Annotated in this window: 17 protein-coding genes; 3 read left to right on the top strand and 14 right to left on the bottom strand. The window is 39.0% G+C overall.

The window, feature by feature from the left end; all coding sequences use genetic code 11:
• Positions 1 to 85: 85 nt before the first annotated feature.
• The 7 genes from OLW01_RS01635 to zapE form a co-directional block, all read right to left on the bottom strand.
• A complete protein-coding gene (locus OLW01_RS01635; protein WP_268074897.1) occupies positions 86 to 826 on the bottom strand; it encodes a cytochrome c1 in 741 nt (246 codons plus the stop codon).
• The gene (locus tag OLW01_RS01630; protein ID WP_268074896.1) at positions 823 to 2,091 is read right to left on the bottom strand and encodes a cytochrome b; all 1,269 of its coding nucleotides are present in this window, start codon (positions 2,089 to 2,091) and stop codon (positions 823 to 825) included. Before OLW01_RS01630 ends, OLW01_RS01635 begins: the two co-directional genes overlap by 4 nt.
• Before the next feature lie 2 nt (positions 2,092 to 2,093).
• A complete protein-coding gene (gene petA / locus OLW01_RS01625; RefSeq protein WP_268074895.1) occupies positions 2,094 to 2,684 on the bottom strand; it encodes a ubiquinol-cytochrome c reductase iron-sulfur subunit in 591 nt (196 codons plus the stop codon).
• A 381-nt stretch (positions 2,685 to 3,065) separates the two neighbouring features.
• Positions 3,066 to 3,458, bottom strand: a complete 393-nt coding sequence (gene rpsI, locus OLW01_RS01620) for a 30S ribosomal protein S9 (RefSeq protein WP_268074894.1) — start codon at positions 3,456 to 3,458, stop codon at positions 3,066 to 3,068.
• A gap of 15 nt (positions 3,459 to 3,473) precedes the next feature.
• The gene (gene rplM, locus OLW01_RS01615) at positions 3,474 to 3,902 is read right to left on the bottom strand and encodes a 50S ribosomal protein L13 (RefSeq protein WP_268074893.1); all 429 of its coding nucleotides are present in this window, start codon (positions 3,900 to 3,902) and stop codon (positions 3,474 to 3,476) included.
• Positions 3,903 to 4,197: 295 nt separating this feature from the next.
• Entirely contained in the window at positions 4,198 to 4,755 is a 558-nt protein-coding gene (locus OLW01_RS01610; protein ID WP_268074892.1) for a BON domain-containing protein, read from the bottom strand.
• Positions 4,756 to 4,936: 181 nt separating this feature from the next.
• Positions 4,937 to 6,037 (bottom strand): cell division protein ZapE, encoded by a 1,101-nt coding sequence (gene zapE, locus OLW01_RS01605; RefSeq protein ID WP_268074891.1) that lies wholly within the window; start codon positions 6,035 to 6,037, stop codon positions 4,937 to 4,939.
• Positions 6,038 to 6,114: 77 nt separating this feature from the next.
• Between zapE and OLW01_RS01600 the strand changes: the two genes are divergently transcribed.
• From OLW01_RS01600 to OLW01_RS01590, 3 genes are all read left to right on the top strand, one after another.
• The gene (locus OLW01_RS01600) at positions 6,115 to 6,549 is read left to right on the top strand and encodes a ZapG family protein (RefSeq protein WP_268074890.1); all 435 of its coding nucleotides are present in this window, start codon (positions 6,115 to 6,117) and stop codon (positions 6,547 to 6,549) included.
• A 118-nt stretch (positions 6,550 to 6,667) separates the two neighbouring features.
• Positions 6,668 to 7,996 carry a DegQ family serine endoprotease gene (locus tag OLW01_RS01595; protein ID WP_268076131.1) on the top strand — a complete coding sequence of 443 codons (1,329 nt, stop codon included), beginning with the start codon at positions 6,668 to 6,670 and terminating at the stop codon, positions 7,994 to 7,996.
• Between the two features lie 73 nt (positions 7,997 to 8,069).
• Entirely contained in the window at positions 8,070 to 9,176 is a 1,107-nt protein-coding gene (locus OLW01_RS01590) for a trypsin-like peptidase domain-containing protein (RefSeq protein WP_268074889.1), read from the top strand.
• Here the strand turns inward: OLW01_RS01590 and murA are convergent.
• Genes murA through mlaF form a run of 7 tightly spaced genes read right to left on the bottom strand, consistent with a single transcriptional unit; the run spans position 9,144 to position 13,717 of the window.
• Entirely contained in the window at positions 9,144 to 10,406 is a 1,263-nt protein-coding gene (murA, locus tag OLW01_RS01585; RefSeq protein ID WP_268074888.1) for a UDP-N-acetylglucosamine 1-carboxyvinyltransferase, read from the bottom strand. The two genes, OLW01_RS01590 and murA, sit on opposite strands and share 33 nt — an antisense overlap.
• A 21-nt stretch (positions 10,407 to 10,427) precedes the next feature.
• Complete coding sequence (locus OLW01_RS01580) at positions 10,428 to 10,694, bottom strand: BolA family protein (RefSeq protein WP_268074887.1); 267 nt, start codon at positions 10,692 to 10,694, stop codon at positions 10,428 to 10,430.
• A gap of 1 nt (position 10,695) precedes the next feature.
• Positions 10,696 to 10,989, bottom strand: a complete 294-nt coding sequence (locus OLW01_RS01575; protein WP_268074886.1) for an STAS domain-containing protein — start codon at positions 10,987 to 10,989, stop codon at positions 10,696 to 10,698.
• Complete coding sequence (locus OLW01_RS01570) at positions 10,982 to 11,647, bottom strand: MlaC/ttg2D family ABC transporter substrate-binding protein (protein WP_268074885.1); 666 nt, start codon at positions 11,645 to 11,647, stop codon at positions 10,982 to 10,984. Before OLW01_RS01570 ends, OLW01_RS01575 begins: the two co-directional genes overlap by 8 nt.
• A 12-nt stretch (positions 11,648 to 11,659) precedes the next feature.
• Complete coding sequence (gene mlaD / locus OLW01_RS01565; RefSeq protein ID WP_268074884.1) at positions 11,660 to 12,127, bottom strand: outer membrane lipid asymmetry maintenance protein MlaD; 468 nt, start codon at positions 12,125 to 12,127, stop codon at positions 11,660 to 11,662.
• Between the two features lie 4 nt (positions 12,128 to 12,131).
• Positions 12,132 to 12,911, bottom strand: a complete 780-nt coding sequence (gene mlaE / locus OLW01_RS01560) for a lipid asymmetry maintenance ABC transporter permease subunit MlaE (RefSeq protein WP_268076129.1) — start codon at positions 12,909 to 12,911, stop codon at positions 12,132 to 12,134.
• Complete coding sequence (mlaF, locus tag OLW01_RS01555; RefSeq protein WP_268074883.1) at positions 12,911 to 13,717, bottom strand: phospholipid ABC transporter ATP-binding protein MlaF; 807 nt, start codon at positions 13,715 to 13,717, stop codon at positions 12,911 to 12,913. Before mlaF ends, mlaE begins: the two co-directional genes overlap by 1 nt.
• Positions 13,718 to 13,860 lie beyond the last annotated feature (143 nt).

Below are 13,860 nucleotides of genomic sequence, written 5' to 3'. Positions count from 1 at the left end.
TGATTTAACCGTCAGTGCCTTTTGTATAAACACAAAATGGGGGCTATCGCCCCCAATTTAATTTTTGCTGCACACTAAGACCTACTTAGTGTACATCACGCCAATATTCTTTCTTCAATAAATAAATGAAGACAAAAAATACAGCTAAAAATACGAGTACCCAAGTACCTATTCGGTGGCTATCTAACTTAGAAGGTTCACCAACATACTCCAAATAATTAACTAAGTCGTTAACGGCCTGATCATATTCTTCAGGTGTTAATGAACCAGGTTCTTTTTGGGTCAGTTTAATGCCAACCAAAGTTTCTTTACCATGTACGGTATCGTAGACCATTTCTGCTTCTTGTGTTCCTTGTAGATCTTGAAGCACATGAGGCATACCTACATCTTTAAATACTGCGTTATTTACATTGAATGTTTTATTAGTATCAACGTAAAAAGTTTTTAAGTAGGTATAGATCCAGTCAGGGCTGCGAACACGAGCAACCAAAGTTAAATCTGGTGGCTGTTTACCAAACCATGCAGCTGAACCTTCTTTTGGCATTGAATTTGTCATTTTTTGACCAATTTTTTGGTCGCTGAAAATTAAATTATCTTTTGCCAAATCTAGTGGAATACCCAAATCTTCAGCCGTACGTTGATATCTTTGGTATTGAGTTTGATGACAGCCCAAACAATAGTTGATAAATAACGCAGCACCACGTTGTAACGATGCTTTGTCTTCTAAATCAATTCGAGCTTCCTCTAACGGATAACTAAAGCCTCCACCTGCTGCGATAGCTAAACTAGGCAATAAGGCAATCAATGCTACTAATAGTTTCTTCATTTGGAAATTCTCGCTGGTAACGGCTTAGTTTTCTCATTTTTACTATACAACCACAATAGACCGAAGAAGCCAAAGTAAGTAAATGAGAAGAATTGAGACATTAACGTATAAGTAGGTGTTGCAGGTTTAATCCCTAACCAACCTAAAATAACGAAGCTGATCACAAAAACAGCTAAATTAATTTTATGTAAACCACAACGGTATTTTACTGAGCGCACTTTACAACGGTCTAACCAAGGTAATAACGCAAGCATAACAATTGCAGCAAACATTAAAAGCACGCCCAATAGCTTATCTGGAACCGCACGTAAAATGGCGTAAAAAGGCGTAAAGTACCATACTGGGGCTATATGCTCAGGAGTTTTTAACGAGTTTGCTGGCTCAAAGTTTGGTGGCTCAAGGAAAAAACCGCCCATCTCTGGATTAAAAAACATGACATATGCAAAACCTGCACAGAAAATAGTAAACGCAACCAAATCTTTTAATACAATATGAGGGAAGAAAGGCACTACATCATCAATAATATCGTACTTAGACGTATAGTATTCGTGGATTTTATGCTTAGTTTTTTCTTCTTCTTTTAGTGACCCTTTAGGGTGTTTGATATTAATCCCTTGAGGGTTATTTGACCCCACCTCGTGTAATGCGACAATGTGCAAGAAGACTAAAACAACAATAACTAATGGCAGTGCAATTACATGCAAAGCAAAGAAACGGTTTAACGTGGCCCCTGAAATAACATAATCACCTCGAATCCATAACGTTAAATCATCACCGATAACAGGAATTGCCCCAAATAAAGAAATAATAACCTGAGCGCCCCAATAAGACATTTGCCCCCAAGGTAGCAAGTACCCCATGAAAGCTTCAGCCATTAGAGCCAAATAGATGAACATACCAAATAACCATAGTAATTCACGTGGTTTTTGGTAAGAGCCGTACATCATACCGCGGAACATATGCAGGTAAACAACGACGAAGAAAGCAGATGCCCCTGTAGAGTGCATGTAACGCAACACCCAGCCATAATCAACATCACGCATGATATATTCAACAGATGCAAATGCACCTTCTGCACTTGGGTTGTAGTTCATAGTTAACCAAATACCTGTAACGATTTGATTGACTAAAACAACTGTCGCGATAAAACCAAAAACATACCAAAAATTCATGTTTTTAGGTGCAGGATATTGAAGCGCATGCATATTAGCAACGCGCATCATTGGAATTCGATATTCGATCCAATCAAGTAAATTTTTCCACATAATTATGCTGCTCCCGAGTCATCACCAACAAGAACTGTGTTCTCGTCTAAATATTTATGCGGTGGAATCACCAAGTTAGTTGGCGCAGGTACACTTTGAAATACACGGCCTGCCATATCAAATTTAGAGCCATGACAAGGACACATAAAACCAGAAGCAACCCCTACAACTTGCTCAGCAAATGCTTCTGGCAAATATTGTGGAGAACAACCTAAATGAGTACAAATACCCACGGCAACAAAAATTTCAGGCTTAATAGAACGGTTTCTATTTTGAGCATAACCAGGTTGCTGTTCAACTTCAGAGTTTGCATCACGAAGTTTATCTTCGTGTTCAGCCAAGCCCTTTAACATTTCTTCTGTGCGTTTAACAACCCAAACTGGCTTACCACGCCATTCAACACGTAGCATTTGGCCCGCTTCCAGTTTACTGATATTTACTTCAACTGGTGCACCGGCAGCTTTTGCTTTAGCACTTGGGTTCCAGGACGCGATGAAAGGTACAACTGCTCCGGCAGCACCCACCCCACCAACAACCGAAGTTGCGACGGTTAAGAAGCGACGGCGACCGTTATTAACAGGCGCATTACTCATTCAATCTTCTCCGAGACTAGATTCTAAAAACTAACGACCCGCTGACAGAATTTTTTGGTTGTCATGGGAATTTTTGAGAAAAAAATCCGTCATATCAACTAAAAAAGATCCGCCTAGTAGGCACGAGGTGAAAAATATACCGAATGATATAAAAAAAACCCGATAACTGACAAGGAAATCCCATAAAAACAGTAAAAAAAGCTATGTTTAGAATTGATCTAAATCATAAACGTCACTTTTTACTAACTAATATCGCTAACTTGGGTGCTTTTACATACAGCTTAGGTGGTCATTGATAAATAACAAACCTAATTGCCTAACGGTATTTGCAAAAAAAAACCCGGTAAAACCGGGTTTTTTTGAATAAGCATAAAAAACGTATTAACGTTTTGAGAATTGTGGACGCTTACGAGCTTTCTTAAGACCCACTTTCTTACGTTCAACACGACGTGCATCACGAGTAACATAACCCGCTTGACGTAATGAAGGACGTAAAGTCTCATCAAATTCCATTAATGCACGAGTAATACCGTGACGGATAGCACCAGCTTGACCTGTAGTACCGCCACCAGCAACTGTGATGTATAAATCGAATTTTTCAGACATTTCAAGCAACTCTAACGGTTGACGAACAACCATACGAGCAGTTTCACGACCGAAATAAGTTTCGATTGTACGTTTGTTAATTGTAATATTACCTGTACCTGGTCTTAAAAAGACGCGAGCTGTTGAGCTTTTACGACGACCAGTACCATAGTATTGAGTTTCTGCCATAGTAGTCTCTCCGGATTAGATGTCCAATGTTTGTGGTTGTTGTGCCTGATGGTTATGCTCAGCACCCGCGTAAACTTTAAGTTTACGGAACATTGCACGACCCAATGGACCCTTCGGAAGCATACCTTTAACAGCGCTCTCGATGATCATTTCTGGTTTTTTCTCAATTAACTTATCAAAAGTAATTGATTTGATTCCACCTGGGAAACCAGAATGCGAATAATACGTTTTATCGCTACGCTTAGCACCTGTTACAGCTACTTTCTCAGCATTAACAACGACGATATAATCGCCTGTGTCTACGTGAGGAGTATACTCTGGCTTATGTTTACCGCGTAAGCGAGTTGCGATTTCAGTTGCTAAACGACCTAAAGTCTTACCGTCAGCGTCAACTACATACCAGTCGCGCTTAACAGATTCAGGCTTTGCAGAAAAAGTTGTCATTTCGAATTTAACCTAAATACTTAAAAATTCCACAGTTGGAGACCAAAATGTCTCCCCTAGTTTATGTCAAAAACCCCTTCGAGAATTTGTCAAAGGCCAATTATTAGCCTGTCAACCGGGTGGGAGGCGCGCATTATATAGGAGGCATATTAAAAGATCACGTAAAATTGAAGTTTTTTTGGACTAATTTTATTCAATTACACAGAACGCATAAAAATAGAGCACTAAAAAACCAGCCGAGCAACAAGTTCTCGGCTGGCAAAGTAAGTAAGATTTATAAAATAAAACCTAGTAATTAATTAATAATCTCAATATTATCAATAACTTCTTTTACATCGTTGGTATTTTTTGCAATAGCAATAGCCAAATCTTGCTCCGCTTTAGTGTCAACTTCGCCTTGTAAAATAACCACGCCGTTTTTTGAGTCAACATCTATGTCGGTACCACTCACTTCACTTTCCATTAATAAACGGGTTTTAACAACACTGGCTACTTTAGAATCTTTTAACGATGATAACATTTCATTCGGTTCATCTTTAACGTCACTTTCACTTTGAACCGTAATTTCATTGTCAATATCTTCAACACCTTCTAAATTTTCAACCAGTTCTTCAGCAAGTGCTTTGTCGATTTCACTATCAACCCTACCCGTTAAAGTGACCCTACCATCTTTTACATCTGTATTAATGTCAAATGAGTTTAGATTAGTATTTAATAATAACGTTGATTCAGCCTTTCCATCTATCCAAGCGTCTTTTGCTTCATTTTCCCAGTTATTATTAGCTGATACCGACATTGCAGAAACACTTAATAATGCCGCCGTAATAACAGATTGAGTTTGGGTAAGTTTCATAACAGCCTCCTTCGTTAAGCTTTACTCAGTAAAATTAAATATTGATTTAATACACTTTTGAAGAAGCTAAAAGCATGCCAATTACTTACTCAATTGTTTTTTATATGGAAAAATAAAATGAGTCACTAATCATAACGTTCATACTCAATTTTTTACGTGCCAGAGTGTAATTTTTTCAAAATTAACACAAATGCGCTAATGCCAAATATTCATGCGATTGCATTTCTTGCAACCGGCTAATACAGCGCTTAAATTCAAAATTAAGTCGACCTTGAGTATAAAGTTGGGTTAACTCAACTTCTGCCGAAATAATAAGTTTCACATGACGCTCGTAAAACTCATCTACCATAGCAATAAAACGTCGGGCAATATCATCATTCTGTTCACTCATTTGCCTAACGCCACTTAATAGTACTGTGTTAAAACACTTACTAATTTCAATATAGTCATTTTGGCTGCGAGGACCATCGCAAAGCTGATAAAAATCAAACCACACCATACCTTGTGATAAAAAACGGGTTTGTATTGCTCTGTGCTCTATATCAATTGATTTATCTGCTTTAATGTCACCCACTGCAAGCTGTTTAAAATAGGTGTGTAAGTTTTGGTCTGCTTGTTCATCTAATGGTGAGTGGTAAATTTCAGCTTGAGTTAAAGCTCTCATTCTGTAATCAATTCCACTGTCTAAGTTCATCACTCGGCAGTGTTTTTTAATTAGTTCAATAGCGGGCATAAAACGTGCGCGTTGCAGGCCATTTTTGTATAACTGATCGGGCGGAATATTTGAGGTTGCGACAAAAACCACATTACGCTCAAACAAGGCTTCCATTAAACCCGCTAATAACATAGCATCAGTAATATCAGAAACAAAAAATTCATCAAAACAAATTATTTGATAAGATTGCGCTAATTCACTTGCAATCACTTCAAGCGGATTTTTTTGACCCTTTAAAACATTCAGGCGCTGGTGAATGTGATGCATAAACCGATGAAAATGCACGCGGTATTTCTGCTCAAATGGTAAGCTATGATAAAACAAATCCATTAAATAGGTTTTACCGCGACCAACGCCTCCCCAAAAATAAAGCCCGTCTAAAGCTTGATTTTTTGCAGAGGAAAATAAATATTTAATCTTAGTAATCCAATTATTTGGTACGTTAATAGAATCACTTAATTGTTGATGCAAATTATTTAATAGCTCTACAGCTTCTGCCTGTGCCGGATCAGCAACAAGTTTACCTGTTGCTAAATCTTGCTGGTATTGCTTCATTGGAGTTGTCATAATTAGTTAAATCGACAGTTCGTTATATTTTATAAATAGATTGTGTAATGCTAATCTTTTTTTTGAGGTAATTCATCATGACATGGTTAACAGGCGTAGTTATTTTTTTAGTTGGCGGTTTAGCAGGTTTTGCAGCCGGACGTATCATTCCAGCATTAACAGGTAAGCAACAAGAGTTAGAAGCTGAACTAGACAAGCATATGAAGTCGCAAGAAAGCTTCAAAAATGAAGTAAACAACTATTTAACGTCAGTGAATGATGCGATGCAAAATATTGCGCAACAAGCACAAACGGCCGCTAGTGATTCACAAAAACAGCTTACAGCGCTAACCGAAAAGCAAGACAATAAAGAATACATTCCGTTTTTTAGCCCTGAGATTAGTGAATTACTAAACCAAACTGCATCAAAAAAATCATCAGAAAAAGCAGACTTAGAGTCGCCAACTAAAGCGATTCCACTTGATTATTCTGAAAATAAAATGGGTTGGTTTGAAGCTGAAAATAAGCAATAAGGATTGAACTTTTTTTTAATTGTTTATGTCTTTAAATGAGTAACAACCCTTTCAATTTCATTTTTTATCAGGAGAATTCACATTGAAAGCAAACTGTTTAACTTTTTTTAAAGCCACTATGTTAGCCGCAGCACTCGCCGTTACGCCAATAGCAAATGCGGCTATTCCTTGGTTTGATAATAACAAACAAGAAACGCCTTCGCTGGCACCAATGCTAGAAAAAGCCACTCCAGCAGTGGTTAATATTTCAGCCACAGGGATGAAACAAAATAAACAACAAATACCAGAAGTTTTCAGGCGTTTTTTTGGACAAAATGCTCAACCCCGAATGCAAGAGCAACCTTTCCAAACCGCTGGTTCTGGGGTTATTATTGATGCAAAAAAAGGTTACATTGTTACCAACCATCATGTCATTGCTGATACGGATGAAATTTTAATTACTTTAAAAAATGGTAAACAATACGAGGCAAAAAAATTAGGCTCAGATTCAGAAACAGATGTGGCTTTATTGCAAATTGAAGCTGAGGATTTAACTGATATTCCACTGGCTGACTCAGATAAGCTTCGTGTCGGTGATTTTGCCATCGCCATCGGCAACCCGTTCGCAATTGGTCAAACCGTCACTTCTGGTATTGTTAGCGCACTGGGCAGAAGCGGTCTTGGAATTGAAGGCTATGAAAACTTTATTCAAACGGATGCTGCTATAAACAGCGGTAATTCAGGCGGTGCTTTAGTCAGCCTAGACGGAAAGTTAATTGGTATTAACACCGCTATTTTAGGCCCTCATGGCGGTAATGTGGGTATTGGTTTCGCGATTCCTTCAAATATGATGAACAATTTGGTTAAACAAATTGTTGAGTTTGGCGAAGTTAAACGCGGTGTACTTGGTATCTCTGGCGATAATATTGATGCGGGTATTGCTAAAGCCTTTGATTTATCAACCTCACAAGGCGCTATTGTTCGTCAGGTATTTGAAGATACTGCCGCACAAGAAGCGGGCTTAAAACCCGGTGATGCCATCATTAGCATTAACGGTAAAGCAGTGAATTCATTCTTTGAGCTCAGAGCAAAAATTGGCACCATGGGCGCAGGTGCAACAGTTAAATTAGGCGTTATTCGTGACGGTGATAAAATAACCATTCCGGTCACTTTACGCGAATCCAAAGGCGATAACATTAAAGCGTCTGTGATCCACCCTGCACTTGAAGGCTCTGAACTTACAAATGGAAAAACTCAAGACGGCCAAGCAGGAGTTGAAGTTAAAGCATTAGATAAACGTAGTGCAGCTGCCGCTATTGGTTTACAGCAAGATGATGTTATTATTGGGGTAAACCGACAGCGTGTAGAAAACTTAGCTGATTTAAGAGATAAGCTAGAAGATCAAAACGGTATTATTGCACTTAATGTAGTGCGCGGCCGCAGTCAGCTTTATCTGGTAATCCGTTAATTAAAACAACGCTACATTCAAGTTTACCTTGTATGACCCGGCTTTGCCGGGTCTTTTATTTAAGGCTTTTGTAATGCCCCTAAAAGTATCACGCACACTACAATTTATTTTAAACACCTTAGCCATAGCTGTAATTTTAACGATTGTATTGTTTGCTGCACTACCCGAGGTTCGTCAAAATAATATTTTATGGCAGTCTCTGTTTAGTGAAAAGTCGGCTCCAAGAAAACCGATATCATTTGCAAAAGCGGTAGCTCGTGCGGCGCCTGCAGTAGTTAATATTTACACTCAAGGCTTCGAAATTGATGAGCGTTTTTATAACAGCAAAAGAGCGATTAGAACTTTAGGATCTGGGGTAATTGTCTCGTCAAACGGTTTTATCTTAACTGCTGAACATGTGGTAAAAAATGCGGAACAAATTTTAGTTGCGTTACAAGATGGTAGGCAGTTTGAAGCTCAGTTAATAGGCAGCGACCCTTACACTGATTTAGCCGTTTTATATGTTCAAAGTGAAAACTTACCCGTTGCGCCAATTGATCCAAACTTAACCTCTCAAGCGGGCGATTTAGTATTAGCCATAGGCAATCCATATAATTTAGGCCAAACCATAACCCAAGGTATTGTTAGTGCCACAGGTCGAGCTGGTCTTAGCTCTAATTATGCAGACTTTATTCAGATGGATGCAGCCATAAATGATGGTAATTCAGGTGGCGCCTTAGTTGATAGTGATGGCTATTTAGTTGGTATTAACTCATTTAACTACGCGTCTGCCAGACGAAATAATCAAGCACAAGGGATATTTTTTGCAGTTCCAGCTAAATTAGCGCTAACTATTTTACGAAAAATAGCAACAGATGGGCGAGTCGTAAGAGGCTATTTAGGTTTATCTGGTAAAGAAACCTTTGTTCAAACCAGCGATGATTTAGTCACACCAGTTGGTATTATTGTCACTATGGTTGAACCAGATGGCCCAGCAGATAAAGCGGGGATATTGCCTAATGATATCATTATTGAAATCGATCATCAGGCAGTCACCGGGCGAACACAAACACTGGATCTCATTGCAGAAACTAAACCTGGAACCGAGCTACCTATAACGATATTACGTAAAGGTTCTCGGTTACAATTAAAGGTTACAATTTCAGAATTACCCAGCAACACGCCTAACGTCGGCGCCTAAAGCAGTTAATTTAACTTCAAGCTGCTCGTAGCCTCTATCTAAATGATAAATACGAGCAACTGTTGTTTCATCCGTTGTAAATAATCCAGCAATCACTAAGCAAGCAGACGCTCGTAAGTCTGTTGCCATCACTTCAGCTCCCGTTAATGAGTCAACCCCTTTAACAATTGCCGTATGGCTTTCTAATTCAATATTAGCGCCCATTCTATGCAATTCAGGAACATGCATAAACCGATTTTCAAAAATGGTTTCATGAATGCTGGCTGTGCCTTTAGCAACACAATTTAACACGGTAAACTGCGCCTGCATATCAGTCGGAAAGGCTGGGTGTGGCGCTGTTTTAATATTAACGGCTTTTAATTCACGCCCCGTCATATCTAAACTAATCGTATTATCAGTTGAGCTTACTTCGGCGCCCGCTTCTTTTAATTTAGCGAGAACAGATTCTAGTAATTTAGGGCTTGTATGGGTACAAGTAACCTTACCACCCGTAACGGCTGCAGCCACTAAAAAAGTACCAGTTTCAATGCGGTCAGGGAGTACAGAGTGCTGACAGCCTGTTAATGAGTTGACACCATTGATAACAATAGTGTCTGTACCTGCGCCTTGTATGTCGGCTCCCATCGCATTTAAGCAGTCGGCTAAATCAACGATTTCAGGCTCTCGTGCTGCATTTTCAAGTAGCGTTTGACCTTCGGCTAATACCGCCGCCATCATTAAATTTTCAGTCCCAGTTACAGTTACAGTATCAAAAAAGATCTGCGCACCTTGTAATTTTTTACCATGAGTAGTTGCTACTATGTAACCATGATCAACTATCACTTCAGCACCCATTTTTTGCAAACCATTGATGTGCAAATTAACAGGGCGAGCACCAATTGCACAACCACCAGGTAAAGACACTTTGGCTTCACCACAACGAGCGACTAATGGCCCTAGTGCTAAAATAGAGGCTCTCATTTTTCGAACCAAATCATATGGTGCAATAGTTGAATTTATTTCACTAGCATCAAATACGATAGAATCTTCTTCTGCTTTATATTGAACCCCTAACTCGTTCAATAATTGCAAAGTCGTTTTAATGTCTTTTAGTAACGGAACATTTGATAAGGTGACAGGTTTATCACTTAAAATGGTCGAAAAAAGAATGGGTAAAGCCGCATTTTTTGCACCCGAAATTCTGACTTCGCCTTGCAAGGCTTTACCGCCAGTTACAACAAATTTGTCCATGTTGGTATTTTGCCTCGTGAATTAAAAATTAAGCTTTTTATGTAAACGCCATTCTTCTGCTGTCATCGCTTTAATTTTTACGGCATGAATAGTGCCATCGGCAATTAGTTCATTCAAAGGTTGATACACCATTTGTTGACGCTTTACAGGACGTAAGCCATCAAATATTTCTGATACAATCGTAATGGTTAGAAAGTAGTTATCTTCATGACCAATAATTAATTCTTCATGCTCGATTGCATCTGCAATCATGGGCGTTATTCTTTCAATTACTTCATCTAAATTCATATTACTTCATTCCCAGGAGCTCTGATACTCCGTATAAATTAGCTAGTTTTTTTAAGTTATCACTTGCATCAAAATAACGAATATTAATGTTCTTTTCAGCAAGTTGGGCTTGTAGCTTTATTAAGTAAGCCAACCCTGCGGTGTCAACTTTGGAGACATCCGTTAAACAAACATCCACATCTTTTTGGTCAGGGCATGGCAAGTCAGGAAAATGAGATAAGTCAGCAAAACGCGTTAATTCTCCTGCCAACTGCCAAAAGTGGTGATTATTTTGTTTTTCAGCGAGCTTAATCATTGTTAGGCTCTTTTTGATTGATTTTTATTTTTTGCGCGGCTTTATCATTTAAATCGTCAATGATAGCTTTTATACCAACACGATCAATGGCTGCGCCAATCTCTTTTCGTTTAGTGTTAAGCATTGAAATGCCTTCAGCTTCCATATCGAATGCACCCCACTTATCATTACGATAAATAAGTTTAAATATAACACTAATATCTGGACGACCAGGCTCAACAATTCGGCTTTTCACCACAACTATTTTATCGCCGTTTAAACCTCTGGTCTGTTCAACAACTATTTTTTGCGTTTCTTTGTACTGCTTAAATAACTGTGCATAAACAGTAACAATATAATCTTTAAACGCATCAACAAAAGCTTGTCTGTCTTCAGATTTGATATCTCTCACATGTTTACCAAGCACTTTAAATGCGGCATATTCGTAATCGACGTATGGCAATAATTCTTCACGAATAATGGTTTTTAAACGCTCTGGATCATCTTGAACTTTAGGCCATTCAGTTTGAAATCGATCAAAGGCTTGCTGGGTTACATTTTCAAATAAAACGTAAGGATCTGCTTGCTGTGTTTGCGCGGCATTAACACTAAAGCTGCTAAGCACAGGAATGCTGGCTAAGCTACAGGCAATTAAACAAGCTTTAAATATTTTTTTCATCTTGAATCCCCATTAATCTTCATTACTTTGGCCAAATAAGAACTGACCAATTAATTCTTCAAGTACCAATGCTGATTTCGTATCTTGAATGTATTCATCGTTTTTAAGCATGCCTATATCCATATCTTCTAAGACAAAGCCTGGCTCTAACCCTAAATACTGTTCACCTAACAAACCGGCGGTTAAAATACTTAATGAGCTGGTTTCCGGAAACTCATAATCTTTAGAAATTTCCATAGTCACGACAGGAACCAGTTTTTCTAATTCAATATTAGCCACTCGGCCAACCACAACGCCACCCACTTTAACGGGTGAACGAACCTTTAAGCCACCTATGTTATCAAACTTAGCTTTCAAGATATAAGTTTCACCATTGCCAATTGAGCCAGAGTTCGCAACTTGTAAAGCTAAAAATAATAGCGCAATCAATCCGCCAGTAATAAATAGTCCAACCCCAATTTCTGATTTTCGGTTGTTCATCTTGTTAATCTCCAAACATTAAAGCGGTTAATACAAAATCAAGTCCTAAAACGGCAAGCGAAGCATGTACGACAGTTTGTGTTGTAGCTCGGCTAATACCTTCGGATGTCGGAATACAGTCATAGCCTCTAAAGATGGCAATCCAAGTAACGACAATAGCAAACGCAATACTTTTGATAAATCCATTTAAAATGTCTCGGTTAAAGTCAACCGATGCCTGCATTACGCTCCAAAAACTACCTTCATCAACACCTAACCATTGGACACCAACAAGGTAGCCCCCCCAGATGCCAACAGCACTAAATAAAAAAGCAAGCAATGGCATACTGTAAAAACCTGCCCAAAATCTGGGGGCAATTACACGCCGCAGTGGGTCAACAGCCATTAGCTCCATACTCGACAGTTGCTCTGTTGCTTTCATTAATCCTATTTCCGCAGTTAACGCAGAACCAGCCCGCCCAGCAAACAATAACGCAGTAACAACAGGCCCTAGCTCTCTTAATAATGACAAGGCCACCATAGGCCCTAAACTATTTTCAGCGCCATATCCCACTAAAATAGTATACCCTTGTAAGCCTAATACCATGCCAATAAAAAGTCCGCTTACGACGATAATTGCAAATGATTGAACCCCAACCACATAAAGCTGGCGTATTAATAACGGTCCATTTTGGCTGACATTAGGGGCTGCCCATAACGAATTAAATAACATTAACCCGGCTCGACCTACTGTCGATAAGGTATCTAAGCCTTTTCTGCCGATGTTAGCCACACAATCAAGAATCATTTAAATACCTCTGTTAACTGCTTATCGACAGGCTCACTTGGATAATGAAAAGGAACGGGGCCATCAGCTTCGCCACTCATAAATTGATGAACCAAGGCAGAATCATCTTTTGCGAGTTGGGCAGGTGTCCCCTGACCTATCACTTTTTGATTTGCCATAATATAGGCATAATCGGCAATACTCATAACTTCATTCACATCATGCGACACCACAATGGAGGTGAGCCCTAACGCGTCATTTAGTGCGCGAATTAGGCGAATTAACACGCCCATTGAAATCGGATCTTGTCCTGCAAATGGCTCATCATACATAATCAGTTCGGGATCAAGTGCTATCGCTCTGGCTAAGGCAGCGCGACGGGCCATACCGCCCGATAATTCACTTGGCATTAAATCGGCAGCGCCTCGTAAGCCAACCGAGTTAAGCTTCATTAAAACCATCGCGTTAATTAAATCTTCTGGTAATTTGCAGTGCTCTCTAATTGGAAAAGCTACATTTTCAAACACACTCATTTCACTAAACAGTGCACCACTTTGAAATAACATACTCATTTTTTTTCGAGCATCGTATAAAGCACTGCGTTTTAACGCTGGGATGTTTTCACCATCAACAATAATTTCACCCCTGTCTGGTTTGATTTGGCCTGCAATTAAACGCAACAAAGTGGTTTTACCTATACCACTAGGGCCCATTACAGCTATCACTTTACCTTTGGGAATGGTTAAACTAATATCGTCATATATCACCTTATCTCCACGCGAAAAGGTTACATTCTTCACCTCGACGTAGGCTTTTTCAGACATTGATTTTCCTTTGTATTAATGGCTTTGCCTTAAGCATCCCGCCATTCTATCAAAATTATGCAATAAAAAACGCTCTTTTATGCGTTGAATTGAACTGGTTCTCTTATCTTTTTTTCAATTTTCTTTTAATCAGAAAAGTTTCA

Origin of the sequence: Catenovulum adriaticum, assembly GCF_026725475.1 — a bacterium.
GTDB classification, from domain to species: Bacteria; Pseudomonadota; Gammaproteobacteria; order Enterobacterales; family Alteromonadaceae; genus Catenovulum; species Catenovulum adriaticum.
Note: the sequence above shows the minus strand (reverse complement) of the source record. Positions and strands in the feature narration are given on the sequence as shown.

Excerpts from the sequence above, each read along its gene's own strand:
- rplM (WP_268074893.1), bottom strand. The coding sequence starts at position 3,902 with ATGACAACTTTTTCTGCAAAGCCTGAATCTGTTAAGCGCGACTGGTAT.
- OLW01_RS01575 (WP_268074886.1), bottom strand. The coding sequence starts at position 10,989 with ATGATTAAGCTCGCTGAAAAACAAAATAATCACCACTTTTGGCAGTTG.
- OLW01_RS01635 (WP_268074897.1), bottom strand. The coding sequence starts at position 826 with ATGAAGAAACTATTAGTAGCATTGATTGCCTTATTGCCTAGTTTAGCT.
- rpsI (WP_268074894.1), bottom strand. The coding sequence starts at position 3,458 with ATGGCAGAAACTCAATACTATGGTACTGGTCGTCGTAAAAGCTCAACA.
- OLW01_RS01580 (WP_268074887.1), bottom strand. The coding sequence starts at position 10,694 with ATGAATTTAGATGAAGTAATTGAAAGAATAACGCCCATGATTGCAGAT.
- OLW01_RS01600 (WP_268074890.1), top strand. The coding sequence starts at position 6,115 with ATGACATGGTTAACAGGCGTAGTTATTTTTTTAGTTGGCGGTTTAGCA.
- OLW01_RS01630 (WP_268074896.1), bottom strand. The coding sequence starts at position 2,091 with ATGTGGAAAAATTTACTTGATTGGATCGAATATCGAATTCCAATGATG.
- zapE (WP_268074891.1), bottom strand. The coding sequence starts at position 6,037 with ATGACAACTCCAATGAAGCAATACCAGCAAGATTTAGCAACAGGTAAA.
- OLW01_RS01595 (WP_268076131.1), top strand. The coding sequence starts at position 6,668 with ATGTTAGCCGCAGCACTCGCCGTTACGCCAATAGCAAATGCGGCTATT.
- murA (WP_268074888.1), bottom strand. The coding sequence starts at position 10,406 with ATGGACAAATTTGTTGTAACTGGCGGTAAAGCCTTGCAAGGCGAAGTC.
- mlaF (WP_268074883.1), bottom strand. The coding sequence starts at position 13,717 with ATGTCTGAAAAAGCCTACGTCGAGGTGAAGAATGTAACCTTTTCGCGT.
- OLW01_RS01570 (WP_268074885.1), bottom strand. The coding sequence starts at position 11,647 with ATGAAAAAAATATTTAAAGCTTGTTTAATTGCCTGTAGCTTAGCCAGC.
- mlaD (WP_268074884.1), bottom strand. The coding sequence starts at position 12,127 with ATGAACAACCGAAAATCAGAAATTGGGGTTGGACTATTTATTACTGGC.
- OLW01_RS01590 (WP_268074889.1), top strand. The coding sequence starts at position 8,070 with ATGCCCCTAAAAGTATCACGCACACTACAATTTATTTTAAACACCTTA.
- OLW01_RS01610 (WP_268074892.1), bottom strand. The coding sequence starts at position 4,755 with ATGAAACTTACCCAAACTCAATCTGTTATTACGGCGGCATTATTAAGT.
- petA (WP_268074895.1), bottom strand. The coding sequence starts at position 2,684 with ATGAGTAATGCGCCTGTTAATAACGGTCGCCGTCGCTTCTTAACCGTC.